This window comes from Pseudorhodoplanes sp., assembly GCF_050250235.1.
Classification (GTDB): Bacteria; Pseudomonadota; Alphaproteobacteria; order Rhizobiales; family Xanthobacteraceae; genus Pseudorhodoplanes.
On sequence record NZ_JBFWPA010000012.1, the window covers coordinates 51,314 to 75,863 of the forward strand.

Annotated in this window: 26 protein-coding genes, 3 tRNA genes and 1 riboswitch; of the genes, 14 read left to right on the plus strand and 15 right to left on the minus strand. The window is 63.6% G+C overall.

Features of this window, described 5'->3' with window-relative positions; translation table 11 throughout:
* Positions 1-5: 5 nt before the first annotated feature.
* Positions 6-455, plus strand: coding sequence for a hypothetical protein (locus AB7F49_RS08065; protein ID WP_428521318.1), 450 nt, complete (start codon positions 6-8; stop codon positions 453-455).
* Between the two features lie 32 nt (positions 456-487).
* Complete coding sequence (locus tag AB7F49_RS08070; protein ID WP_428521319.1) at positions 488-1,030, plus strand: DUF421 domain-containing protein; 543 nt, start codon at positions 488-490, stop codon at positions 1,028-1,030.
* A 399-nt stretch (positions 1,031-1,429) separates the two neighbouring features.
* Here the strand turns inward: AB7F49_RS08070 and AB7F49_RS08075 are convergent, their stop codons facing one another.
* The 5 genes from AB7F49_RS08075 to AB7F49_RS08095 form a co-directional block, all read right to left on the minus strand.
* Entirely contained in the window at positions 1,430-2,116 is a 687-nt protein-coding gene (locus tag AB7F49_RS08075; RefSeq protein WP_428521320.1) for a hypothetical protein, read from the minus strand.
* A gap of 195 nt (positions 2,117-2,311) precedes the next feature.
* Positions 2,312-2,385: transfer RNA gene (locus tag AB7F49_RS08080), tRNA-Gly, on the minus strand.
* 202 nt (positions 2,386-2,587) lie between these two features.
* Positions 2,588-4,135 (minus strand): indoleacetamide hydrolase, encoded by a 1,548-nt coding sequence (iaaH, locus tag AB7F49_RS08085; protein WP_428521321.1) that lies wholly within the window; start codon positions 4,133-4,135, stop codon positions 2,588-2,590.
* A gap of 210 nt (positions 4,136-4,345) precedes the next feature.
* Positions 4,346-5,044 (minus strand): hypothetical protein, encoded by a 699-nt coding sequence (locus AB7F49_RS08090; protein WP_428521322.1) that lies wholly within the window; start codon positions 5,042-5,044, stop codon positions 4,346-4,348.
* 292 nt (positions 5,045-5,336) lie between these two features.
* Positions 5,337-5,421: transfer RNA gene (locus AB7F49_RS08095), tRNA-Tyr, on the minus strand.
* Between the two features lie 432 nt (positions 5,422-5,853).
* On the opposite strand from AB7F49_RS08095, the gene rlmB reads away from it, so the two are divergent.
* Positions 5,854-6,645 carry a 23S rRNA (guanosine(2251)-2'-O)-methyltransferase RlmB gene (gene rlmB / locus AB7F49_RS08100; RefSeq protein WP_428521323.1) on the plus strand — a complete coding sequence of 264 codons (792 nt, stop codon included), beginning with the start codon at positions 5,854-5,856 and terminating at the stop codon, positions 6,643-6,645.
* 36 nt (positions 6,646-6,681) lie between these two features.
* On the opposite strand, the gene AB7F49_RS08105 is transcribed toward rlmB, so the two are convergent.
* Together AB7F49_RS08105 and AB7F49_RS08110 are read right to left on the minus strand one after the other, a co-directional pair.
* Positions 6,682-7,206 (minus strand): hypothetical protein, encoded by a 525-nt coding sequence (locus tag AB7F49_RS08105; protein ID WP_428521324.1) that lies wholly within the window; start codon positions 7,204-7,206, stop codon positions 6,682-6,684.
* A 25-nt stretch (positions 7,207-7,231) separates the two neighbouring features.
* Positions 7,232-7,759, minus strand: coding sequence for a hypothetical protein (locus AB7F49_RS08110; protein WP_428521325.1), 528 nt, complete (start codon positions 7,757-7,759; stop codon positions 7,232-7,234).
* A gap of 256 nt (positions 7,760-8,015) precedes the next feature.
* Between AB7F49_RS08110 and AB7F49_RS08115 the strand changes: the two genes are divergently transcribed.
* On the plus strand, positions 8,016-8,414 hold the full coding sequence (locus tag AB7F49_RS08115; protein ID WP_428521326.1) for a hypothetical protein: 399 nt from the start codon (positions 8,016-8,018) through the stop codon (positions 8,412-8,414).
* 157 nt (positions 8,415-8,571) lie between these two features.
* Complete coding sequence (locus AB7F49_RS08120; protein ID WP_428521327.1) at positions 8,572-8,961, plus strand: hypothetical protein; 390 nt, start codon at positions 8,572-8,574, stop codon at positions 8,959-8,961.
* A gap of 15 nt (positions 8,962-8,976) precedes the next feature.
* Here the strand turns inward: AB7F49_RS08120 and AB7F49_RS08125 are convergent, their stop codons facing one another.
* Positions 8,977-9,342, minus strand: coding sequence for a Crp/Fnr family transcriptional regulator (locus AB7F49_RS08125; RefSeq protein ID WP_428521328.1), 366 nt, complete (start codon positions 9,340-9,342; stop codon positions 8,977-8,979).
* Positions 9,343-9,500: 158 nt separating this feature from the next.
* Here AB7F49_RS08125 and AB7F49_RS08130 point away from each other — a divergent pair.
* Positions 9,501-9,575 (plus strand) — tRNA-Thr (locus tag AB7F49_RS08130).
* 60 nt (positions 9,576-9,635) lie between these two features.
* On the opposite strand, the gene AB7F49_RS08135 is transcribed toward AB7F49_RS08130, so the two are convergent.
* Both AB7F49_RS08135 and AB7F49_RS08140 read right to left on the minus strand, forming a co-directional pair.
* The gene (locus tag AB7F49_RS08135; protein ID WP_428521329.1) at positions 9,636-10,070 is read right to left on the minus strand and encodes a hypothetical protein; all 435 of its coding nucleotides are present in this window, start codon (positions 10,068-10,070) and stop codon (positions 9,636-9,638) included.
* Between the two features lie 643 nt (positions 10,071-10,713).
* Positions 10,714-11,049: a hypothetical protein gene (locus tag AB7F49_RS08140; RefSeq protein WP_428521330.1), complete on the minus strand. Its 336-nt coding sequence runs from the start codon at positions 11,047-11,049 to the stop codon at positions 10,714-10,716.
* Positions 11,050-11,217: 168 nt separating this feature from the next.
* On the opposite strand from AB7F49_RS08140, the gene AB7F49_RS08145 reads away from it, so the two are divergent.
* The gene (locus AB7F49_RS08145; RefSeq protein ID WP_428521331.1) at positions 11,218-12,438 is read left to right on the plus strand and encodes an AI-2E family transporter; all 1,221 of its coding nucleotides are present in this window, start codon (positions 11,218-11,220) and stop codon (positions 12,436-12,438) included.
* Positions 12,439-12,449: 11 nt separating this feature from the next.
* Here AB7F49_RS08145 and AB7F49_RS08150 read toward each other — a convergent pair whose 3' ends face one another.
* Both AB7F49_RS08150 and AB7F49_RS08155 read right to left on the minus strand, forming a co-directional pair.
* Entirely contained in the window at positions 12,450-13,550 is a 1,101-nt protein-coding gene (locus AB7F49_RS08150; RefSeq protein ID WP_428521332.1) for a cupin domain-containing protein, read from the minus strand.
* Between the two features lie 193 nt (positions 13,551-13,743).
* A complete protein-coding gene (locus AB7F49_RS08155; protein WP_428521333.1) occupies positions 13,744-14,727 on the minus strand; it encodes a Bug family tripartite tricarboxylate transporter substrate binding protein in 984 nt (327 codons plus the stop codon).
* 197 nt (positions 14,728-14,924) lie between these two features.
* On the opposite strand from AB7F49_RS08155, the gene AB7F49_RS08160 reads away from it, so the two are divergent.
* Positions 14,925-15,905 carry an MBL fold metallo-hydrolase gene (locus AB7F49_RS08160; RefSeq protein ID WP_428521334.1) on the plus strand — a complete coding sequence of 327 codons (981 nt, stop codon included), beginning with the start codon at positions 14,925-14,927 and terminating at the stop codon, positions 15,903-15,905.
* A gap of 72 nt (positions 15,906-15,977) precedes the next feature.
* On the opposite strand, the gene AB7F49_RS08165 is transcribed toward AB7F49_RS08160, so the two are convergent.
* Positions 15,978-18,308, minus strand: a complete 2,331-nt coding sequence (locus AB7F49_RS08165) for a TonB-dependent receptor (protein ID WP_428521335.1) — start codon at positions 18,306-18,308, stop codon at positions 15,978-15,980.
* 129 nt (positions 18,309-18,437) lie between these two features.
* Positions 18,438-18,642: riboswitch (cobalamin riboswitch) on the minus strand.
* Between the two features lie 178 nt (positions 18,643-18,820).
* Here AB7F49_RS08165 and AB7F49_RS08170 point away from each other — a divergent pair.
* Positions 18,821-19,414 carry a tetratricopeptide repeat protein gene (locus AB7F49_RS08170; RefSeq protein ID WP_428521336.1) on the plus strand — a complete coding sequence of 198 codons (594 nt, stop codon included), beginning with the start codon at positions 18,821-18,823 and terminating at the stop codon, positions 19,412-19,414.
* Positions 19,401-20,012 (plus strand): tetratricopeptide repeat protein, encoded by a 612-nt coding sequence (locus AB7F49_RS08175; RefSeq protein ID WP_428521337.1) that lies wholly within the window; start codon positions 19,401-19,403, stop codon positions 20,010-20,012. Before AB7F49_RS08170 ends, AB7F49_RS08175 begins: the two co-directional genes overlap by 14 nt.
* Positions 20,013-20,079: 67 nt before the next feature.
* On the opposite strand, the gene cutA is transcribed toward AB7F49_RS08175, so the two are convergent.
* Positions 20,080-20,427: a divalent-cation tolerance protein CutA gene (cutA, locus tag AB7F49_RS08180; protein ID WP_428521338.1), complete on the minus strand. Its 348-nt coding sequence runs from the start codon at positions 20,425-20,427 to the stop codon at positions 20,080-20,082.
* Between the two features lie 226 nt (positions 20,428-20,653).
* Between cutA and AB7F49_RS08185 the strand changes: the two genes are divergently transcribed.
* The 4 genes from AB7F49_RS08185 (at position 20,654) to AB7F49_RS08200 (ending at position 22,945) form a co-directional block, all read left to right on the plus strand.
* Positions 20,654-21,427, plus strand: coding sequence for an NAD kinase (locus tag AB7F49_RS08185; protein ID WP_428521339.1), 774 nt, complete (start codon positions 20,654-20,656; stop codon positions 21,425-21,427).
* A gap of 93 nt (positions 21,428-21,520) precedes the next feature.
* On the plus strand, positions 21,521-22,063 hold the full coding sequence (locus tag AB7F49_RS08190) for a response regulator (protein WP_428521340.1): 543 nt from the start codon (positions 21,521-21,523) through the stop codon (positions 22,061-22,063).
* A gap of 12 nt (positions 22,064-22,075) precedes the next feature.
* On the plus strand, positions 22,076-22,648 hold the full coding sequence (locus tag AB7F49_RS08195) for an Hpt domain-containing protein (RefSeq protein WP_428521341.1): 573 nt from the start codon (positions 22,076-22,078) through the stop codon (positions 22,646-22,648).
* Positions 22,649-22,744: 96 nt separating this feature from the next.
* Positions 22,745-22,945 carry a hypothetical protein gene (locus AB7F49_RS08200; protein WP_428521342.1) on the plus strand — a complete coding sequence of 67 codons (201 nt, stop codon included), beginning with the start codon at positions 22,745-22,747 and terminating at the stop codon, positions 22,943-22,945.
* A gap of 217 nt (positions 22,946-23,162) precedes the next feature.
* On the opposite strand, the gene AB7F49_RS08205 is transcribed toward AB7F49_RS08200, so the two are convergent.
* Positions 23,163-24,338, minus strand: a complete 1,176-nt coding sequence (locus tag AB7F49_RS08205) for a DUF2336 domain-containing protein (protein ID WP_428521343.1) — start codon at positions 24,336-24,338, stop codon at positions 23,163-23,165.
* Positions 24,339-24,550: the final 212 nt, after the last annotated feature.

The following is a 24,550-nucleotide window of genomic DNA, read 5'->3' on the forward strand; positions in this document are numbered from 1 at the left end:
GCGCGATGACCACAAGCAAAGCCACGCCGCAGAATTCGCAATCACTTGTTCCGCTGATGCTGCTGGTGCTGGCGGGACCGCTGATATGGGCAGCGCATCTGCTCGTCATTTACGGTTCGACGACCGTGATCTGTGCAAAGGCCGCGGGCGCCGGGGTGCTTCCGGTGATCGTAACCGCCACGATCGTTGCGCTCGCGGCCATCGGGGTCCTCGCGATCCGGTGCCAGCGACGAAGCGATCTTCTGGGTCGCGGGCCGAATTCCCACGTCTTCCTGCGACGGGTCATGCTGCTGCTGCTGGCGTTATCGGCGGTCGCCATCCTATGGGCCGGCAGCACCGTACTGCTATTGCCGGCCTGCCCCTCCACGGAGCACGTCGCGCACGCTCAGCAGCAGCAATCGACGCGCTTCCCGGGACCTCCGCGTCTGGAACTTCAAAGCACGGTCCTCCGTTAATTCGCCATCGTCTCAAGCGGTCAGGACGCGGGATGCCGCAGGCATTGTTCACCATCGACTGGCACGAATTGTTCGTGCCGACGCATTCGATTGCCGAAATGATCCTTCGCGGCACGCTGATGTATCTCGGCCTCTTCGTCATCTTCCGGTTCATGATCGGCCGGCAATCCTCTGCGATCGGCCTGACCGACATCCTGGTGATCGTCATCATTGCGGACGCCGCGCAGAACGCCTTTTCCCGGGAATACAAGTCGATCCCCGAGGGTATGACACTGGTGCTGACGATCGTGTTCTGGGACTTCGTGCTCGACTGGCTCGCCTACCGCTTCCGATTTTTTGCCTGGCTCGTGAAGCCGTCTCCGCTGCCCTTGATAAGAGACGGGAAAATGTTACGCCGCAACATGCGGCAGGAGCTGATCTCGGCGGATGAATTGAGAAGCCAGGCGCGCCAGCAGGGCATCGCAACCATCGATGACGTCCAGACCGCGTGCCTGGAGGGCAACGGGGAAATCAGTTTCATCAAGAAGTCCAAGACCCCGTCGAAAGGAAAACGCCGCCGCAGCGAAGTCGTGTAGACCGGCCGCGCTGACCTGGAGCATTCAGACTGCACCAGTCGGGGCCTTCACCGCGGCCCTTCTGGTCCTTACCTACGCTCCGTAGAGGGTTGCGCGGCAGTGTTGCGATGCGTTCAAGCATTCTCAAACCAGATAAAAGCGCATTTGTTCGAGGTTTGGTTTGAACCGATCGGCGGGCCCGGTGCGACGTTGCTTGGCTGAATTGCCGCTGTGTTGGCGGGGCACCTATCATGAGCTATCCCGATCTCTGGCAAGCCCGCCAGCCGACACCCGCGGCACATCGTTGATGTGATGCGCAAAGGACACCCGCCGCCTTGAGCATATCGGGGGCGTTGACACTTATCGGCGCGGCGGTCCTCGTGTTGGTCCGCGCCTCGTGCTTCAATGCTGTCTGGCGTGTTAGCGCGTTTGAGCCTTTAGCGCTCTAACTTCGGCAACAATCCTCTTCGCTACAGGCATCGTTCGTTGAACAACGTTCCATCTGCCTTCTTCAGCCGCTTTGCTCATTGTGTCTCTGAGATTGTTCAATCGTACCATAAGCGCTTGAATCTGCGCATCACGAGCATGGTCTCGTTTCCATTCTTCCAGCGATGCCTTGTTCATTTCTACAAGTAGAGGGATGAGTTCGAGCGCGAGCGGTCTGCGTGGGTTTTGAATTATCCCTCGACTACTGGGACCCTCGATCAGGCCTGCTTCGGCAGGCTGCGATGACTTCGCGGCAATCTGCTTCGACGGCGAGGCAACCTTCGGACCTTGGCCAATGCGCGTGCTTGTACAGCAACTGCTGGTTCCTGTGCGCCCATCGGGCGAAAGAGTGGTTACAACAGTAATTCCGTTAACAAAAACCGTGCTCGTATTGCCGCTGCATGTCCATGTACCTGGCGCACAGCCCGGACAGTGCGAGACGCCGGTGCCGTTTGGGAAGAGGTCGGCCGGATAGGTTTGACCCGTCGCTCTCACGGTGATCTGCCACCTGCCAGCGTGCTTTTTTACACAGTCAGCAGCCGGCGCCGCCACGGCCGTGGAAAGCAGGCACATAATGCAGACCGAGCCCGCCACAAGATATCGAATGACCGAAAAGAACATACTTCCCTCCAGTGGATTTATTGGCTGGTCATCGGCTGAGAATAGCATAGCCACCCCCGGTCTATCCGCACTGGCCCTCAGGACTTGACGGTTCGCTGGCGAGCTTTTTCTTCGTGGTGGCCACGCCCGCTTCCCAGGTGGCTTTTTCTGGGAAGTGCGCTCGGTCAAATCTAGCGCAAGTTATTGATTTTGCTTTGGAGCGGGTGAAGGGAATCGAACCCTCGTCATCAGCTTGGAAGGCTGTTGCTCTACCATTGAGCTACACCCGCGCTTGAAACGCGTCGTGCCGGTCCGGCGGCCCGCTTGGTTTCACAAAATGGCGCCGGAAACAAGACCCGGCGTCGTTTCCGAGACCGCATGAAGCGCCGCGCCCGAAAAGCGGCCGACAGGCCGCAGGACCGGCCCCAGCCTCCACCCTTCTTGGCTTTGCGCCCCGCGGCGGAAGGACGGATGCGGAATGACGGCCTCGGCTCACTTCGCCTTTGGAAGCGGCGCCGTCCCCAGGACCTGTTCGATCGCAAGTCCGAGCGCAAGCAAGTCCCGATCCCTTCCCAGCGGCCCGTCGATCTCGATCCCGACCGGCAGCCCGCCGGGCGTCATCCCGGCAAACAGCGACAGCCCCGGAATGCCGGCATTGCTCCCGGGATCGGTGTTGCGGATCATGGTGAAAAAGGTCGGCGCCGGCTTGCCGCCGGCAATCGACATCTCGCCCGAGCCCTTCTCCGCGTCGATCGGCACGGCCGGTGCGGGTGTGGTCGGAAACAGCATGGCATCGAGATTGTTGGCCTTGAAATAATCCGCGTAGAGCTTCTGCAGGGCCGGCCGGTGCACCTTCATCGCATCCGGATAATCCTTGCCGAAAGCATCCTTCAGGATCGCGCCGAACGCGCCCTGCACGTCCGGGCTTTTGATCTTGCCGGCGATGTCGGCCAGCGACACGCCGTCGATACCGGAGGCTTTCAGATAGGCCGGGATATCCTCGACCGGCTCATGCAGCGCGACCGGGAACGACACCTTGGCGTTCAGGTCGGCCAGCCCCGGCAAATCGGCATCGACAAGAACCACGCCCGCGCCTTCCAGCCTGGCGCGCGCCGCCTTCGCTGCCGCCTCCAGCGCCGGATCGAGCCCGGTCCAGAACGACGCCGGGATGCCGAACCGCTTGCCCTTGAGCGATCCGGCGGTCGCAACCGGGGTGCCGGTAATCACGGCATCGAGCAGCGCCACGTCGGCCACCGTCCGCCCCATCGGTCCGACCGTATCGCGGGTGCGGCTGATCGGCACCACCGCATGGGTGTCGTGATAGCGCCGCTCCGCGCCGCCATTGCCGACGGAAGGACGCAATCCCACGGTGCCGGTCAGCGCCGCTGGGATTCGGGTCGAGCCGCCGGTGTCGCTGCCGAGACCTGCGGGTGCGATGCCGGCGGCGATCGCGGCGGCGGTGCCGCCCGAAGACCCGCCGGGGATGCGGCTTGTGTCGTACGGGTTCTTCACATGTCCGGCGAACGAAGCGGCGTTGGTCGAGGTGATGCCGAAGGCGAGTTCGTGCAGGTTGGTCTTGCCGAGCACGATGGCGCCGGCGTCGATCAGCTTCTGCAGCGAGGGCGCGTTTGTCTTCGGCCGCGCGTTGCGCAGCGCTTCGGTGCCGCCGGTGGTCGGCAGATCGGCGGTGTTGATGTTGTCTTTCACCACAATCGGCAGTCCGGCGAGCGGCGGCAACGGCCGGCCGGCGGCGACCGCGTCGTCGATCTTTTTCGCAGCAGCCAGCGCGCCATCGGCATTGAGGGTGATGAACGCATCGAGGTGTTTCATCTGCTCGGCGCGGGCAAGCGCCGCCTTCACCGCATCGGTCGCGGTCATGCGCTTCTCCCGGATGGCGGCGACGATTGCGGCCGCGCTCTGCGGCGCGCCAGATGACGATTGCCGCGCCACGGCGGACCTCGTGGATGGAAGAACCGCAAGGGCCTGGGCGGCAGCGAGGCCGGAAATGGCGGTCAGAACATCGCGACGGGAGGTTTGCATGATGGTCCCCTGATGGTTGCTCGGGGTGAGTGTACACCGGATTGCGGCGGACAGGCGTGTGGCCGGGGTCAGGTCAGGCCGGCGAGCCGCAACTCGCAAAGCGAGCGAAGGCTGAAGCGAGCGAAGGCTGGTGGAAGCGGTTCCCTTTACAGGAATATCCTCCTCCGTCCGCTTGCTTCCCGTGCCCTAGCGAACGCCGCCTTGCCTGTTTCATCTGACCTTCCCAAAGGTCCATCGCCCGTTTCGCTGACAACGAAATGCGTAGGCGAGCGAGCGATAGTTCACACCGGCCGCGGTGTGGTCAAACCAGGCATGGAGTGGTGGCTTCCGGTAATACACGACGCAGCCTGGTCTCGGCCCGTCCTGCTGGGGCCATGTCAAGGTCCAGGTCCCCTTTTCGTTGCAAGTGACCGTACCGTTTTTCCAGAAGGCTTCTGGCCCGAGTTCGATCTTTTTTCCGAGTTCGTGCCCTATGTATGTCGGCGGACGCTCGGTCATATCAAGAACCACGCATTTCGCGCCCGTTGTGTCCGGATACGGTCCCTCCTCCTGAGCGAGCGCGAGGGAGCCAGTCCAGACCCAGATGCCAAATGCCGCGACGAGCAATTTGCTCACGCTGACCCTCCCCCGATGAAGCGACGCTGCCAGGTACAAAAGCGCCAAGGCAAGCAGAACCCCCGCCACAACCATGCCCGCGGTGTAATATTTGGTGCTGAACATCAAGTCTTGCGACTTTTGGATCATCTCCAGCTTGAAGCCCGATACAAGAGCGTCGACTTTAGCATCGGACATCCGTCGCGAGTGGCGGAAATACATGAAAATCGATGTCGCAAACGCGGCGCCGGTGATCGCAACCCATGCGAACGGCATTGCGAGTGATTTTTTCTGGACCTCCGATTGTGCATCCATGCGCGCCCCCCTGCTGCAGCGGGGCAAGATTGCTGGATTCCGGCCAACCAGCCAATAGACGAGGTGCGCGGCAATCCTCGCTTCCTTCGCCGACGATGCAGGCGGACGGGGCACAATTCGGCTCTCGGTCACCGGCAGCCTGCCGTGAGAGCCGCCGCGGACGATACGGGCCATGGACGGCCGCGCCGGCACGCGCGTTATATCGAAGCATCGGCCATCGCCAGGCCGCTGCGGGCCTGACGGTACAAAGTCCCGCCCGGTCAAGAATTCTGTGCGCTGGAAGTTGGAAGGCTGGTGGAGGGGGCTGGATTCGAACCAGCGTAGGCATAGCCAACGGATTTACAGTCCGTCCCCTTTAGCCACTCGGGCACCCCTCCACGGGATCAGTCTGTGCGACCGCTCCTTGATCGCACCAAGCTCTCGTCGCACCAAGCCTTGGTCGCACTCAGCCGGCAAATGGTTTAACCCGGATCGGCCAGATGTAAAACGCCGCGGCGCCCGGCGAAAACCCGCCGGCGCCGGACATGCGCCGCGTTATGGTGGCCGAACGCACCTAAGTCAATGGGAAATCAGGGATATCCACCCGGTTTGACGGCCGCGGGAGTGGACTGCGGTTTGGTCCGGGCCGTCGATCGGCGCTCGTGCGGCTCCTGGTGGAGCAGAATTCGCAACCGCCCCTGCCCTTCTTCATTGCCTCGCCGAACCGCTGGTTCGCGCCACCAGACGAACCTCGTACTTGCGCCGCGCGACATGCAGGATTTATGCGCAGGACAGTGTGTGTCATGAAGAACGTGAGCGAGCGGAATCGGATGGCGCCCTTTCGGAAGAAACCCGACTTCAAGCGCGACCGGCGTCCTGCGTCTGGCCGCAAACCCGCGCGTGCAGTCGAACCCGATTCCGCAATCCTTTACGGCTGGCATACGGTGGAGGCCGCACTTGCCAATCCGAAGCGGCGCATTCGCACGCTCTACGCCACCGAGAACGCCGCCAAGCGTCTCGCAGCCGACCGCATCGCGCTTCGCGTGACGCCGCAGATCGTTCGGCCCGACGAGATCGCGCGGCGGCTCGGGCCTGACGCGGTGCATAACGGACTATTGGCCGAGGCCGATCCGCTTGACGCGCCGGACCTCTCCGAATTGCCGGAACAGGGCATCGTCCTGGTGCTCGACCAGATCACCGATCCGCACAACGTCGGTGCGATCCTGCGCAGTGCTGCGGCGTTCGGGGTGAAAGCGCTCGTCACCACCGCGCGGCATTCTCCCGAAGCCACCGGCGTGCTCGCCAAGTCGGCCTCGGGCGCACTGGAATATGTACCCATCGTGACGGTGCAAAATCTCGCGCGCGGACTTTCCGCTCTGCGCGAGCGAGGCTTCCTGCTGGTCGGCCTCGACAGCGCGGGCGACGCCGATCTCGCGGCGACGGCATTGCGGGCGCCGCTGGCGCTGGTCCTCGGCGCGGAGGGCAAGGGTCTGCGGCAGTTGACGCGCGAAACCTGCGATCGCACCGCGCGACTCGATCTGCCCGGAGCGATCAAGAGTTTGAATGTGTCGAATGCGGCCGCGCTCGCGCTCTATGTCGCGACTGCGCGGCTCGCAGGCTGAGCGTCGCCTTCCCCGGGAAGGAAAGCGAATGCTGCATCAGTTGTAGACGCTGATCGGACCGTGATGCCGATGGTGATGACGGCGTCCATGCCAGTGCGGACGCGGTCCGTAATAGGCGCGGCGATAGCCCCAGCGCCGGCCCTCGACATACGGATAGGCTCCCACCGCACGCGGCGCGTAATAGGTGCCGATCCGGTAATCGGTCAGCGCCGGACCGGAATAGACCGGGCCCTGATTGACCACATATTGCTGCACGACCGGCTGCGGCTGCACGATGACCGGCTGGCGCACGATCACAGGCTGCTGCACCACGACCGGCGCGGCCTGCACCACCACGGGGGCGGCCTGAACGGCATAGCCGGTGTTGCAGCAGCCGCTGCCAAAGGCGGCCACCGGCGCGGCGACCGCAAAGCCGGAGTTGCAGCAGCCGCTGCCGGAATAGCCGAAGCCGGCGCTGTAGCCGAAACCAACGCCCGAATTGCAGCACTGGGCGCTGGCGGTGCCGGCGGCCGCGAAAGTCAGGGCGGCAGCCGCAAGGAGTGAGAGCGTTACGCGAGACATGATACGTCCTTCTCAGAGGTTGGAGTTAGCGACGACGACGAGGCGGTTGCAGGTGACGGGGCCGGTTCGGATCGTCCGGACCTTGCTCGTAGGGCGGATTGAAATTGACTTCCGGGCTGATCATCATCGGCGGCGACGGCGCATATTGTGTCGGCGGCACGTCCATGGATTGCGCCGACCATGAGCGGCTGAAACCTTCCGCAGGCTTCGGCATCGACCGGTTGGGTCCCGGCTCTATTTCGAGGCGCCCGACAAAAGGCTTGGTCCCGAGCGTTGGGAAATATCGGCTCGCAGGCCGGTACCGCACCGGGCGTTCCGGCTCCAGCGGAGGCACGAACGGCGACGGGTAGACCGTCACTCCCGGCGGCGCGCCGGGCCGGTACAATCCCCAGTCGCCTTCGACCACGCCCCAGGCGGCATTGTAACCCTGGATCGGCACGGGGATGTTCGGCCGTCCCGGTACCACGAGCGCTGGTCCATGATCGGCGCGCACGTCGACAAGGCCCGCAAGTGCGGACCCCAACCCGAACGCGACCATCGTCGCCCAACGCATCCGTAAGACTCCAGCGCGGGCGCTTGCACGCCCCTCAGCCCCGCGCATGTTATGACGATCACCGGATGTGCTGCGGTTAACGGCGCACTTAAATCGGCGGTTAGCATTAACTCAAGGTCACCAGACGGCTTTGCCGCGGTGCCGCAACTCTCCGGATCGCGGCGCGTGAACCTTCCTCGCGATAGCCGAGACCAAACACATTGAGGGACATCGCAATGCGCGGCCTTCATCGTCCTGCCGCGCCGAGGAGGTCGTCGTGAAATATCTGTGCGGCATGATCCTGTCCGGCCTGGCACTGATCGGTGCGGCGACCATGTCGCCCGCGGCGGCGGAGACGAACGATCCCTCGCCGCAGTTCATCTCCGGTCTCATCTGCGACACCCGCGAGCAGGCCGAACGGTTCGTGCTGGTGCTGCGCGACAATGTCGAGAAGGCGCTCGTCACCGTGAACACCGAAGCCGGCACCCCGAATGCCTGTATGGTTGCGACCTATGGCTTCGTTCCGGGGCAGACCGTGTCCGAGGTCGAACGTAACGGCGCGATCGTCAATGTCGTCGAGGTGCGTGTGATGGCGGTCGCGACCAGCGGCGGCCTGCAGATGATCGAGCCGAAGGTCTATTATTCGGTGGTGCCGACCAGCGATCGCATCGCCTGATCACGGATCGCACGCGCCCTCTCCCCGAGGACGCAGGGCCCGATTGGCCTTCGCGGCTGGAACCTTGCGATCCGCACAGCGTTCCCGCCAGCAAGACGAGGCATGAGCGGGACAGACGCGGCGCCTGCGAGGCGGTTACGCCGCCAGGAGGCAGGCGATGCGAACTCTCCCTGGAATGCTGGGGGCGGTCCTGCTGTGCTCGATCTCGTCGATCGCGCATGCGGGCATTCAGACCGGGCCTATCCTGACCGGCGCCGGTCTGGTCTGCGACACCAAAGAGCAGGCCGAGCGCTTCGTCCGGCTCATGGAGGACGATGTCGAAAAGACCCTGCATGCCGTGAATCGCGAGGCCGGCGACGAACATGCCTGCGTCGTTGCGACGGTCGGCTTCGTTCCGGGAGCAAAGGTCGCCGAGATCGACAAGAATGGCACCATCGTGCATGTGATCGAGGTTCGGGTGGTCGCCGTTGCCACCATCGGCGGGCTTCAGATGGTGGAGCCGAAGGTCTATTACTCGGTGATCGCTTCCAAGGAGCGCAGCGTTTGATGGTTCGGGACGCCGCTACAGCGCTCGGTTCATGGTGCGCAGCCGCTCTGCCAGAACGCGCATGACGCTGAGCGAGAAATACGGCAGGTGCCCGACCAGAAAGACGAACTGCTTCTCGTTCACCGGGATCACGGTCACGTCGGTGCGGGCAATCGCGTTCGCGCTGCGCGGGGCACCATCGATCAAGGCCATTTCGCCGAAGATCTCGCCGGCTCCAAGCGCCGTCAGAAGCCGGTTGCCCAGGGTAATGTCGACCGTGCCGTCCCGGAGCACATAGAGACAATCGGCCGGTTCGCCCTCCTGGAAGATGGCTTCGCCCGACCGAAAGGTTTTCGGTGTGCTGCCGCACTGGACGAGCAGATTGAAATCAATTGCTGTCATGACCGATCGCTGCTCCGGCGGTGGTCTGGTCCACGAACTTATTGAAGTTTCGGCCCCTTCTATATCAAAGTTCTGGGTGGCAAACCGGCCGCGAACTGCTATCTGGCGGCTGCATGAGGGTTTCCTTTGGGCCCTCTCAGGCGATCCTTCAGAGCCTTGCCGGCTTAGCTCAGCGGTAGAGCAGCGGTTTTGTAAACCGAAGGTCGGGGGTTCAATCCCCTCAGCCGGCACCATTCTCAATCGGCGGCGGCCGGTTCGCGATCCGCGCCCCAGGGTGCCTCGGGGCCATGCGATCACCGGCGGATGGCGGCAGCGATGGTCAGGGCGAAGGCGACCAGCATCACGCCGGCATTGACCGCATGCGACACTTCCCATGCCTTGCGCAGCGCCATCCAGTTGTCCGGAATGACCGTCCAGTTGTTGGTCGCCGCGTTCGCCGGCTGGGTGACGAAGTAGAAGATCGTCAGATTGGCGGCGATACAGAATGCGGCGCCGAGCGCCAGGTATCGCGCGGACCGGTCCCCCGACAGGGTCCACGCCAGAGCAACATTGGCGCAGAAAGCAAGCGGAAGCAGCAGCCCTGCAATCCACCAGCCGGTATAGATCGACTGCACGACAAAATATTCCTGCCGGGCGAGATGCATCTTGTTTGCCATTTCATAGAGATGCGCGCCCGGAGCGATCAGGGCGAGGCCGGTCAGAAGAACCGCGAAAAAGCGGAGGGCCATGCCGGTTTCTCCCGCAGCCACGGGCCGATTGCGCCCCATGCACGCCGCCCAATGCGCCTGAGCGGGCCAAATGGATCCCGTCCTTGTGCTGTCCGTGCAACGGCCGCGGGCGCACCGACGTTCCCGGGTTCCGATCCTTACAAGGCGGCGGAACCGGCCCGCCTCAGGCAAGCGGCCCGTCGCCGCGGCCAAAGCGTACTCACAAAGCGTCATCGGCCGTAACAGCTTGTGAGGCGATTTTGCCGGTTATTGGGTAGATACTCCGTTCGCAATCGGCGGCGTGAACCTCCCCTTCGGTTGTAAGCAACGCCCCGCGTCAGAAATGGCGCGGGGCTTTTGCCTGGCCGTCGTGCAACCGGAACGCGCCCGTTAACGCTCTTTCTTCAGAAGCCGTTAGCACCGCAGCCCCACCATTCGCCGGGGACGCCGTGGGGAGATGTGCGTCCTCGGCTGGCAGACGACCACGCTTGCGCTGCCTGCATCACGCACGGGGAGATGCGCATATGACCGCAATGGATCTGATGGGTCTGCTGCTGTTGGTGTTTCTGGTCGCGCCCTTGGTCACGGCACGGCCGAGCCGATTCTAGCCATCGACATCGCGCCCGCATCCGATTGCGCGCGGGGGGCGCGTGATCTTGCCTGCTCAGTCGCGATCCCGACCATATTCGCAGCCGCGCGCAGCGTACACGTAGCGGTTGACGCCATGCGCGTCCGGGCGCAGTTGCGGCCGGCAGCGTTCGACCCAGCGTCGCTCGCGCTCGCGCATTTCCGCGATCTCTTCCGCGGTCGGCTCGCGCAAGGTCTGCACGCCGGTGTTGCCACGGTCGCCATAGCGAAACTGGCGCACGCAATGCCCGGCGCCCCGGACAAAGACGCAGCTCCCCACAACGGTATCGGTGATGCGCTGTGCGCTCACGGGCGCATTCATGCCGCCAAGGACGAATGCGCTTAGGGCGACGGTCAAAGCCAGCCTCGTCATGGCACGCAACTCCGTTCGACCCGAAACGGGCCGGCAAACCTTCGTTAATGGAGTATTGCAAGAGGGGTGCCAGGGAATCCGTGCCAGACCGGTACAGTGCCCCATTCGCTGTCCAACTTTGTGACAAGGGAACCGCATCGCGTCGGCGGAATTGTCCCGGGCCGCACGGTGGGTGCCGGCCGTTTCGGATGGGACAAGATCGTGATCGGGGCGCGAAACGCACGGGTCAGACGCACGGACGTGCCGGATGAAGCCGGGTCATCCCCCACGATCGCGGCCGGACCTGCAACGAGCTCCGGATCCGGAGCGATAGCGCGCGGCTTCAGGGTCGGCGCCATCGATCCTGCCCCGTTTGAGGACGCCGCAACGTTCTGGCGGATTGCGGCTCAACTCGCCACCATCCTCATGGCGGCCATCATGTTCGGGGCGTTTCTGTATCTCGCGCGACCGCTCCTGGTACCGTTGCTCAGCGCGCTGATCGTTGCGCTCACCATTGGTCCCCTCACCGGATATGCGGTCAGGCACGGGTTGCCGGCATGGATTCCAGCCCTGGTCATCGTCGTCTTCTTTGCCGGCATCCTCTATCTCGCCATTGTCCTGCTTGCGGACCCGGTCTCCGACCTGATCGCGCGGTCCGGCGAAATCGCGACATCGATCAAGGAAAAATTCCGATTCATGGAGCGGCCGCTCGCAGCGCTGAAGGAATTGTACAATGCGATCGCGGGGTCGTCGGGTCTGACCGTAGATGTCTCCAAGCCGACCGACATGATCGGCAGTGTGCTTGGTGCGGTCGCACCGGCGATGCTGCAATTCGTGCTCTTCTTTGCGACCCTGTTCTTCTTCGTGCTGGGACGCGGCGCCATGCGTCAGTACATCGTCAACATCTTTGACACCCGCAAGGGAAGGTTGCGCGCGCTCAAGACCTTCAACGACACCGAGCGCAGCCTGAGCGGCTACCTGATCACTGTCACGATCATCAATGCGGGGGTCGGGATTGTCGCGGCGCTCGTGACCTGGGTCCTCGGATTCCCGGCTCCTCTGCTCTGGGGCGCCCTCGCCTTCCTGCTGAACTACATCCCCTATGTCGGCCCCGGGATCATGCACGCGACGCTGTTCGTGATCGGGCTTCTCACCTTCGACACGCTGCTGCCCGCGCTCATCGCGCCGGCCCTGTTCATGGCGTTCACCTTCATCGAGGGGCATTTCCTCGTGCCGACCATCATCGGCCGCCAGCTTCTGCTGCACCCGCTCGCGGTGTTTCTGTCGCTCGCTTTCTGGGCCTGGCTGTGGGGACCGAGCGGCGCCTTTCTCGCCACGCCGATCCTGATCATGGCAATGGTGACGTCCGACCACCTCTATCCGCGCAACAAGAACGTGTTGCCGGAATAGACCGCGGCCCCTCATTCCGGCATTGGCGTCTCGCCCTTCGGAAATGTCTCGAAGGTGGATGCCGGCACGCCGAAATTGGTGGCGAGCAATTCGGGGGGATTGGCGGAAAACCACGCCGTCGCCGAGATTGACTGGTACTCGCCGTTATTAAAGGCGAGCACGACTTCCAGATCGTCGGTTCCGATATTCTCGATGTAATGGCCGAAGCCCTGAGGCGCGTAGCCGACATCGCCGGGTCCATATTCTTCGGTGCGCGACCGGCCGCCCGAGCCGAACACGGTCATGCGACCGCTTCCCTTCAGGTAATATTGCCACTCGTCGGCATTCGGATGCCAATGCAGCTCCCGCAAACCGCCCGGCTTGATGCGCATCAGCGCGCCGGTCATGGTGGTGGAGATCGGAAACTCCTTCTGCGACACCACGCGAAGCGTGCCGCCCGGATATTCTTCCGGCGGTCGCTGCGCCAGCATCCGGTAGCGATGCGTCTCCGCGGGCGCGTTGAGCGATCCCGGCGCGGGACTGGCGGGCAGCGGCGGCGGCACCGGGCCCTTCACCAGATAGACTTCCTTTTTCGGGAAATTAGCGAAGGTCGCAGCCGGCACCGCGAAATTCCTGGCCAGCACCTCGGCCGGCACATGCCCGATCCAGTCGGTGATGCTGAAGGTGCCGAACTCGGAAAAATACCCGTTATCGAAGATCAGGATGAATTCGCAAGGGCCGGTTCCGATGCCCTGGATCGAATGACCGTGCCCGCGCGGGAAATACCAGACGTCGCCCTCGCCGAAATCGACGACCTCGCAATGTCCCTGCGGATCGATGGTGGTGACGCGGCAATTGCCCTTGATGACATAGGCCCATTCCGCGGCGTTGGCGTGCCAGTGCAATTCGCGCAGGCCCCCCGGATCGAGCTGCATCAGCACGCCGGCAAGCTTCTCCGAGACCGGAAAATTCAGGACCGTGGCTTCCTTCGACCAGCCGCCGTCATGCGGAATGTTCGGCGCGGCCCCCAGCCGATAGCGCAGCGAGGGCAATTCCTTGCCCTGCAGCACCGCAGGCATCGGCCCGAACGGCGGCTGCCCTGCGTACGAATCCCCGTCGGCGCCTGACGCCATCGCCAATCCCCCTGTCGCCGCCGCGCCACGATCACCATGCGCCGCGATCTCTCGACCATCGTCCGCATCCTGCTTTGAATCGCAAGAGCAGCTCCCCACATTTCCGACGACGATACGGGACCCGAATTGGCGATGTCACTGGGGAAACCGGAAAAATGCGTACAAGCGCCTTGCTGACCGGGTGTCGGACGGACTAATTCGACAGCTTGGCCCCCGCCTGCTCCACTGCCTTGGACCAGCGGGCCAACTCGGCCTGGTTGAGCTTGCGCAAGTCTTCCGGCGAACCGGCTGCCGGGTCGATGCCCTGCGCCAGCAGCCCCTTCTTCACCTGCGGTGAATTGATGATTTTCAGAATCGCCCCATTCAGCTTCGTGACCACCTCCTTGGGCGTCTTTGCCGGCGCATAGACGCCAAACCACGCCGACACCACGAAATCGTCCATTCCAGCTTCCTTCATCACCGGCACATCGGGCAGCGCTGCAATCCGTGTGGCGTTGGTGTTGGCGATGGCGCGCAACTTGCCTTCCTGAATGTGCGGCAGCAGCGGCAGATAGTGGTAGAACATGAACTGGATTTCGCCGCGCAACAGATCGGTGATCGCCTGGGCGCCGCCGCGATACGGGACGTGCGTGGCCTGCAACCCGTTGCGCGCCACGAACATCGCGCCCGACAGATGATTGGACGTGCCGTTGCCCGACGATCCGTAGTTCACCTTGCCGGGGTTGGCCTTGATATAGGCGATCAGGTCGGCAACGCTCTTGATCGGCAGAGAGGGATGCACGACCAGCACATTCGGCGCGGTGCCGAACTGGATCACCGGCTCGAAATCCTTGATCGGATCGTAGTTGATCTTGGCGTAGACTGCCGGGTTGATTGAATGGGTCCCGATCGTCCCCATCAGCAGCGTGTAGCCATCCGGCGCGGACCGCGCGACCGCTTCAGCGCCGACACCACCGCCGGCCCCGCCGCGATTGTCGATGATCACGGTCTGCCCGACTGCCTTGGCGAGTTCATCCTGCAGGATGCGGCCGACCAGATCGGTGGTGCTGCCGGCCGGGAACGGCACGACCAGTGTGATCGGCTTCGATGGGTAGCTTTGCGCATGCGCCGTTGCGGCGACGCAGGCTGCGACCATCGCGCCGAGCAGAGTCCGAGCCCAGCCAGGAAAAGGTGTCATGAATTCCTCCCGTTATCCGCCCTTCGCGGAGCGGCCATTTGTTACCCCCACAGTAACGGGGCATCGTGGCGGGAGACAAGGTGGCACGCGGGCTTTCCGGGAGCCCATCACCGGGTCTTGGAATAGAGTTGGGCCCGCGGTGTTTGCGCACGAATAAGCCGACAGTTCAGAAAACCGCCAACGAGGGAGAATACGTCATGTCAGACTTGTCTCGCCGCCATCTGCTTGCCGGCAGCGCCATGGCCGCCGTGGCAGCAACATTGCCGAAAGCCGCCCACGCTGCGGCGCCGCAAAGCGGGCAGCAGGGTCCGGGCTTCTACCGGTTCAAGATCGGAAATTACGAAGTGACCGCGATCAACGACGGCACCTGGTATCGCAAGCTGGATGCGTCATTCGTGCGCAATGCCGCACTCCCCGACGTCCAGAAGGCGCTGGCCGACGCGTTCCTCCCAACCGACGTGGTACCGATCCCGTTCACCACGCTCGTGGTGAATACCGGCTCGAAGCTGATTGCGCTCGATACCGGCACCGGCGCTGCACTCGGCGCGATGATGCCCCAGGCGGGTACATTTGCCACCAACCTCGCAGCGGCCGGCATCGATCCGAAGTCCGTCGATGCGATCTATATCTCGCATTTCCATCCCGACCACATCAACGGCATCAAGTCCAAGGACGGCTCGCTGTTCTTCCCGAATGCCTCGATCAATGTTCCAGAGGCGGAATGGGCGTTCTGGATGGATGACGGCAACATGACGCGGGCGCCGGAAGCGGCCCAGTTCGCCTTCAAGAATTCACGGCGCATCTTCGGCGACGTCGCCGGCAAGGTACAGCGCTTCGTACCCGGCAAGGAGGTCGAGCCTGGCATTACCAGCATCGCCGCACCCGGACACACCCCCGGTCACACCGCCTATTCGATCGCAAACGGCAACAAGTCGTTGCTCTATGTTGCCGACGCCACCAACAATCCCTGGCTGTTCGTACGCAATCCGGAGTGGCAGGCGGTGTTCGACGCCGACCCCAACAAGGCCACCGAGACCCGCAAGATGCTGCTCGATCGCGCTGCGGCCGACAAGATGCTGGCCCATGGCTATCACTGGCCGTTCCCCGCTTCCGGCTACATCACCAAGACCGCGAAGGGTTACGAGCTGGTACCGGCGATGTGGTCGCCGAATTTATAAGCACGGAAATTCTTGAGCTTCATGGACGAAGGGCCGCCCCGGCCGGGCGGCCCTTCTGACTTGTGCCGCCCCTCACCACGTCATGCCGGCCTTGACCATGAAAGTACGGCCCGGCTGCGGATACGCGTTGTAGGTGCCGAGCCGGCTGGCGAAGCCATACGGATAGGGACTTGCAATCGCGTAGTCGAAATATTCCTCGTTAAACAGGTTCAGGACCGCGACCGACCAGAAGAACTGCTCGATCCTGCCGCCCAGCCGCACATCCACCGTGGTATAGGACGGGATCATTGGCTGCAGGTTCGCCTGATCGTTGTCCATGCGGCGATCTCCGAAGTAGCGCACCACCGTGTCCAGCGTCAGCCATTTCCTCCAGATGTCCCAGGACAGCGCGACATTTCCCGTCCAGCGGGACACCAGCGGCACGTCGTTGCCGGCAAACAGCCCTTCCCGGAACACCGCCCGCGTGTAAGCGAGCCCGCCTTTCAGACGCACATCGTCGCTTACCCTGTAGGACACGATCGTCTCGTGACCGTAACGCCGGGTCGGATCGAGGTTGATGTTGTTGGCCTCGAAATTGGGTCCGAACCGGAAATGAATCTCGTCGGTGAGATTCATGTTGTAATAGCTCCATTGCGCTTCGAGTGGCCCGGCATTGACCCGGACACCCGCTTCCCAGTCGTGCGACTTCTGGGTGCGGAGATCGAACGTGGTCGGGATGCCGACCTGGGCGGTGACCATTCCCACGCGCTCGTCGACATTCGGCACGCGAAAGCTCTGTGCCATGCGTCCGAACAAGGCGAGATGCGGACCCACGCGCTGCTCCATGCCGAGATGCCAGGCATGGTTGGTCTCGCTCTGGTCGAGCGGCACCCCTTCGATGCCGTTGGGGAAGCAGAAGCCGAAGAAGCAACTGGTGCCGCCCGGGGCCGTCGCGTCGAACTTGTCGCGCGCATTGACGCTGGTTCGCTGGGTGCGCGCGCCGCCCGATATCTCCGTGCCCGGGAGCGGGGCAATCGTCTGCATCCAGTACCAACCCTGCGACGTCTGACCGAGGTCGTACACATTGATTGGCGCAGCGCCGAAATAGAGCGGGCGTTCTGAATGGTAATCGGCGTCGATATAGTCGAAACCGCCGGTGGCCTTGATCGGCATTCCCCACAATTGCGTGTCGATCTTGACGCGCGGCGTGACGGACGACGTTGTCAGCGTGGTATCCACTGCCTGACGCGGTTGCATGGTCGGCGGCGCAAAGTCCGTGGACAGGAAATATTGCGACTGCTCCTCTTTTCGCCGAACGCCGCCATCGACAATGATTTCAACACCCGGGGCGATTCTGTGCGTGAAGCCGACGGTACCGTTCTGCCCCTGCTTGTCGGCCCAATCAAATGGCGTAAAAGCGCCGCGCCGGTCGGTGATCAGCGGGAAAAGTCCCTCGGACGGCGAATAGCGCCGTGCGCCAGGCAATCCGAGATGCTGATCGTCGACGGACAGGTTGAGATAGACGCTTCCCTGATCGTAGGTGTAACGGATGTCGGCGACGCCGCCGAATTGCTTGTATTCGTTGTTCTCTCGATAGCCGTCGCTGCGGATCGCGTTGGTGAAGATGCTTCCGGACCAGGCGCCGTTCGATCCCCAGGCCGACAGGTTGCCTTCGCGGTAATTGAACGAGCCGAAACCGCCGTCGATACGCGCACCCGGCTTGGTGCCGACGCCGGTCTTGGTGATGATATTGATGACGCCGCCGACCGCGCCGTCACCGTAGAGCACCGCGCCCGAGTTGCCGCGGGTGATTTCGATGCGCTCGATGCTCTCGCGCGGGAGCGCGGCGAGATCGACTCCGACCATGTCGAGGTCCTGCACACGCCGCCCGTTGATCAGGAACAGCGTGTTGGAATTGGCCGCCGCGCCGAAGCCGCGCATGTCGACCGTAGTGCGCGCCCCGTTCACCCCGCCGAACAGGCTCTGCACCTGTACGCCCGGTTCGCGCGACAGTATCCCCTGCAGGGTCTGCTCCGGGGAGCGCTCGATGTCCTCGCCGGTGATGACAGTGGTGGAAGCGCCGGTGATGCCCGCACCGCCGACAGCGATACCGCCGACCGTGCCGGACGGTGGCCCATCGGCGGGGCCGGGTTCGGCCTGGCCGCCGGTACCGACCGAGCGGCCAATTCCCGTCAACCGGGTTTCCGTGACATTGATATCCGGCAGCCTGACGCTCTGTGCCATCGCCGCGCCATAAACGGCGGTCGACAGCAGGGCCGTCAGCGCCGTCGTTCCGGTCTTCCTGATTCCAGAGAGGGTACCCATCGCACGATCCTTCGCTGCTCCGGCAGAGCCGGAGCCTTGGGTGAACACACCCGACGCGAAGGACACGCGAACCCGCACACCACCGTCGACGGCAAACATTGCCGCGCACGCCGGCCAGCACCGCTCACGCCTCTGAAAAGTCGCTGGACGGACCCGTCCCGCAGCCTTCGCATCGGCATTTTGCGTCACCGCTGCGAACAGCCGCTCCGTGTGGACTCCCCGCCCACCGGTTGGGTGACTGCGCTGGCAGGTCTCCTGGCTTGCGGGTCGTCACCTGCATCCGGCCTTCCCGGTTTCCCAGTGGCCATCCGTGGATGCAGATTCACCGCTCACAGTTGCGGGGGCAGCCGCGGCTTCGGTCCGATCAGGGCCGTTCCGCGTTCCCTCTTGCCTCTCCGGCGCGGACCGGAGAACCAGTGCAATATCAATGATCCATCCGGCCAGTGACCGAGTCAAGCCAAACGATCACGCTGTTTTGAGCAAGCGGCACGGGAACGACACGAAGAAGCTGTATGTTGTGGGGCCTGACCTGAAGGGTGGTGGCGTGCGATGGTCAGTATACGGCGTTCTGAACTATCATCGAATCCATCCAACCAGCGAGCACCAAAGCCATGACCCGCGTGATCCAGAGAATCACACTTTGCTCAGCCGTTGCCGTCATCACCGCCGCGGTCGCGCTGACCGCTCCGGCCCGCGCCGCCGCTATCGAAGAGCCCGCCAAGCCCGCGGCTTCGCCGGCGGACAAGAAGGACGACGACAAGAAGGAAGCAAAGCCCGCAACCGACAGCAAGGCGCCGGATGCCAAGCCCGAAGACCAAAAGCCCGCCGACAAGAAGTCCGATCTCGATTTCCGCCGCGACTACTGGCTGGCCTACGACGCCATCTACCGGCGTCAGGACTATGTCTCCGGCCTTGCGATGCTTCGCTCGCTCGGGCATGACGATCATCCCGACGTCGCCAACCTGATCGGCTTCGCGAGCCGCAAGCTCGGCCGCACCGAAGAGGCGAAGCTCTGGTACGAAAAGGCGCTCGCCGCCGACCCCCGCCATAGCCGGACCTGGCAATATTACGGCATGTTGCATCTCGAACGCGGCGACCGCGCAAAAGCCGAAGAACATCTCGAGCGCATTCGGCTGATCTGCGGACAGGGCTGTGAGGATTATGCCTCGCTGCGTGCCGCCCTGAACGGACATGAGAGCTATTGACCATCACCCGCACGAGGTCGCGATGAAACTGATCCGGGTTGGAATGCTGACTGCGGCGCTCACGGGCGCCGCGGTCCTTGCGCAAGCGAATGCGATGAGCATCAACACGCCTGAAACCGGGGTGCAGTTGCAGTCCGCCGATCCCGCCGCACCTCAGACGAAACCCGCAGCGAAGCCAAAGAAGAAACCTGCGAGAGAGGGCAAGACGAAGGCTCCGGACAAGAAGTCCGAGCGGTTGTTTATCGACGGCTATCGCTACGCCCATGACCTCGTCTACCAGCATCAGAAATACACCGATGCGGTCACAGCGTTGCGCGCGCTCGGCCGCGACGACCATCCTGACGTTGCCAACTTGATCGGCTTCGCCAGTCGCAAGCTCGGCCGCACCGAAGATGCGAGGGCCTGGTACGAGAAGGCGCTCGCTGCCGACCCTAACCATGCGCGCACGTGGCAATATTACGGGATGTGGCACCTGGAGCGCGGCGAGCGGCAAACCGCCGAGCAATATCTGCTGCGCATCGAAACCATCTGCGGCGTGCGGTGCGAGGAATATACCTCGCTCAGGCTGGCGCTTGCGGGCGAAGGTCTGGTCTACTGACGTCCTGGGCGGCCGGCAGCCGCAATCCGCCTCGGCCCGCCAGCGCGGCTTCTCATGTCATTGCGGGTCAGGCTCCCTCGCCGCTCGCCATGGCCGAGCGATCGGTTTCCGCCATGATCCAGCGCAGATAGGTATCCTCCACCGACTCGACCGGCATCACCATGATTGCGGGTGTCGCATAGGGGTGGCCGGCCTTGACGGCCTTGCGCACCCGGTCGGCGAACGATGCCCGCGTCTTGATGAACATCACGACCTCTTCACCGCGCTCCACCCGCCCCTGCCACCAGTAATGGGAAATCATGCCCGGCAGGATGTTGACGCAGGCCGCAAGCCGTTGTGCAACCACCGTTCGTCCCGCCTTCTCCGCCTCGACAAGTGAAGGATAAGTCGTATAGACGAGCACCACGCGTTCCATAAGTCCTCTCTTCGGGCCGTCCCGGTTCCTGCGCTTGTATCCGTTCGCGGCTCGTGCATGTACAAGCGTTCAAACCAAGGGGACAAGCGCAACTTCATGATCCTGGTGCGATTTTGGATTTGATGTTCCGGCGATGGACCCGCCGCAAACGCCGGCAGGACCGCCAGACCACCGGCGCCGGCCGCGCCTGTTGTGGCAAGCGCGGCGCAGACAGCGAGCTGGTGCAATGAGTGGCCGATACGCCAGGATTGCGTTTGTGGCGAGCACGAGCCCGGAAGCGGCGGAGGCGCATGCGCGTCTGGTGGCCCGCTATGGCGGCTGCGAGCCGGCCGACGCCGACGTGGTCGTCGCGCTCGGCGGGGACGGCTTCATGCTGCACACGCTGCGCGCGCTGATGCGGACCGGCAAGCCGGTCTACGGGATGCATCGGGGAACCATCGGCTTCCTGATGAACGAATTCAACGAGCAGGACCTGCGGGAGCGGCTGTCCGCGGCGGAACCGACGGTGATCCATCCTCTCGTCATGCGTGCGAAAGACGCCGACGGCCATGCGCACGAGCATTACGCGATCAACGAAGTGTCGGTATTCCGGCAGACCTATCAGGCCGCGCGCCTGCGCATCCTGGTGGATGGCAAGGAGCGGTTGCCCGAATTGATGGCCGATGGCGTCATGGTGGCGACCCCGGCGGGCTCGACCGCCTATAACCTTTCGGTGCAGGGACCGATCATCCCGATCAACGCGCCCCTGCTCGCGCTGACCCCGATCAGTCCGTTCCGCCCGCGCCGTTGGCATGGCGCGCTTCTGCCCGACACCGCACACGTTACCGTCGAGGTGATCGATCCGGCGAAGCGCCCTGTCGCCGCCGTTGCCGACCATTCCGAGGTGCGCGACGTGAAAAGCGTCGCGATCACCATGGACCACGACATATCGATGCACATGCTGTTCGACCCCGGCCACAGCCTCGACGAGCGAATTCTGCGCGAGCAATTCGGCTATTAGCGATCTTGCGCCGCGGATATCCTAAACCCCTCGTTAACGGCGCAGTCGTACGCTGCGGAGAGCGCCCGCCCGTGGTGACAGCGTTGTTCGATCATGTCGCGCATCGATTTTAACCGGCTTCGCTTCGTCGTCGTTGACGACAACGCGCATATGCGCCGCATCGTGCGTGCACTCCTGCACGGCTTCGGGGCGCGCGAGGTGCACGAGGCCGAGGACGGAGCCGCCGGGCTCGAGGCCTTTACGCACAACCTCCCCGACATCGTGATCACGGACTGGGCGATGCCGATTTTCGACGGGGTAGAGCTTGCCCAGATGATCCGCCAGCCCGGCGCCAACGCCAATCCGTTCGTCCCGATCATCATGCTGACCGGCCATTCCGAAAAGAAGCGGGTCATGGCAGCACGCGATGCCGGCGTCACCGAATTCCTGGCGAAACCCCTGTCGGCGAAGGCGCTGTTCGAACGCATCGTCAATGTCGTGATCAATCCGCGCCCGTTCGTGCGGACCAAGACCTATTTCGGACCGGACCGCCGCCGCAACACCGCATCGGGCTATTCCGGTCCCGAACGCCGTCGCGGCGGCCAGGCCGATTTCATCAAGCAACAGTCGTTATTCGACAAGGCGCAAGCCATTTGATTGGAGGCACCCATGGCTCAAGCGCGCAATGGTCGTCCGACAGTGCAGCGGTTCGCCGATCACGACATCATCACGCCGGTCAACAAGCTTGAAAAGGCGGTGGCAAAAGTCGCGCTGCCGGATGACGATCCGCTCGCGCGGGCGGAGGCGGCGCTCGCACAATTGTCCGGCGAGTTCGGCGACTGGATGTTCTCCGAATGTGACCGGCTCGATGCCGCGCGCTGCGCGATCCGGCAACACGGTTTCAACAAGCGTACCATCGACGAATTGTTTCACGCCGCTCACGACGTGAAGGGTGATGCGGCGACTTTCGGATTTCCGCTCGCGGCCGGTGCCGCCGAGAGCCTGTGCCGGGTGCTGGAGCATTCCCCCGACAGCGGCCGTATCCCGGTGGCCCTCGTTGATCAGCATGTCGACGCGGTCCGCGCGATCGTGCGCGAATATGCAAGGCCGGACATTGCGGATATCGCGACCGCACTGAATCGCCGGCTGCGTCAGGTGTCGGAGGAGTTTCTCCGGCATGTCAACCGCCACCGCCCCGGCTATCTCGACGGGGTATTCTCGCCGCCCCTGGCGCCCGGATAGCCCTGGCTTGTGCAGCGCTCAGGACCGAATCATCTGGAACCAGTTCCCGGCGGTGCGCGTTCTTTGGCGGACGCCGCGAATGCGGAAGGAGCGATCATGCAGACCGATGGCGAGAAGCGCTATGTCCTGGCGCTCGGACAGGCGGTGATCAGCGCCTGGGGCGAACTCCCGCAGGACATCCAGCAGCGGCTGTTCGAGGACGCGGTGATCGCTGGCCACCATTCCGAACGGGATGAATCGCTGCGCGAGCAGCTTGCGGTATTCCTTCATGAACGTCATCCGCGCACCGAGCGCTAGAAACGGCCAATGCCGCGCAAGCTGATCGAATTCCATGCCGAAGACTTGCGCGCGCTCATGGAACTCGCCGAGGATCGCTCGACCAGCCTGCAGGAACTGATCGACGAAGCGGTTCGCGACCTGCTCAGAAAGCATGGCAAGCCGACCGACCTGAAGACTGCGCTGCGCGAGAGCACGAAGGCGGAGACCAAGCCCCGTCAGAATGACGCCGCAACGTTCAGGCCGCGATCATGCGTGTGCCCAGATCGGGGAGCAGCCCGTCGACCAGGTCCTCGCAGAACAGCCGCGCCTCCTCGCGTGCCGCCTCTGTCGCAAAACGGCGCAGCAGTGTCATCAGCGGCTCGACTTCTTCCGGTGAGAGCGCGGCGCAGCGCGTCAGCACCCGCTCGATCATGCGGCGCTTCAGCCGCGCCGAGCCCGACGCATCGCCAAGAAAGCCGTCCTCGTGCATGGTCGCAATCGCTTCGCGGAAGGCAGCGTAGGCGCTCGGCGGCAGGCCGGCCTTCTCGTAGACCGGGCGAAGCCCGACGCCGCCGCGATCGTGCACCAGTCGCGTCACCCGCGACAGCGGTATTCCGGACAGATCGGCCAGCGCCTCCTCGAACATCGTCAGGTTGCCCGACAGAAGCGCGCGCAGCATCAGGCCGGCGGTGAGCTGGCCGCTTTCGCGCAAATGCCGTATCAACGGCCGCACTTCGTCCCCGGGGGTAGCGGCGGCCAGCGCTACGGTCGCCTTCTCGCAAGCCTCCTTGACCACGCGGCGGGCCCGGTCCTCGTTCAGCCAGTCGCGCGCGACCACGAATTCGGCGAGCGTCTCGGACAGTTTGGCGACCAGCGCCTGGCGGGTCGCCGCCGACAGCCCCTCGCCCGCCAGCAGAACCTCGCGGATCGGCGCCAGATGCCCGAAGCGCTGGACGATTCGATCGATCGAAAACGGCGCGATCTCGGTGCCGGGATTTTCCAGCAATTCCAGGCAGGCCTCCGCATCGCCGACTTCGGCAATGGCCGCAGCGACGGACCGAGGCACGAAGGCGCGCCGCGCGATTGCGCATTGCGCCGCCATGCCCTGTGTTGCCACCGCATCGACCAGATCGGCATCCAGAAGCAACGGCGAGCGCTCCAGGACCAGCGTCGAAATCTCGGGCTGGTCGGCCGCCAGCGCGAAGATGACCGAAGCCGGAGCGTATTCGCTCGCCGCCAGCACGTCCGCCAAGGAGCCGCGAACCAGCGGCGATGGATCGTCCAGCAGGATCGTCATCGCGCCTTCGGCGGCTGCGAGATCGTCTTCGGACAGGTCGGAATAGAGGAAGGCGCGTGCAAGGGCCGCAGTGGCTTCGGCCCGTTCGCCAGCGGGGGCGCTACGCAACCAAAAGAGAAACTGTCTCACAATCATGTCTGGCTCAACACGCTGACGCGACGACGTCCCCGCCGGCTCGTGTCAAACCTAACGCTGCGCCCTTAACAAAGGGTTCACCATAAATCTTCGCGATTATTGCCGCGGTGTTAACGGGCGAATGCTGGGGAAGGACTCGTCGAGCCGTGGTTCGCAACCTGTCGCGAGACCGCGGTCTCGAGGCGATGTCGCATTGCGCGCTCGGTTCGTGG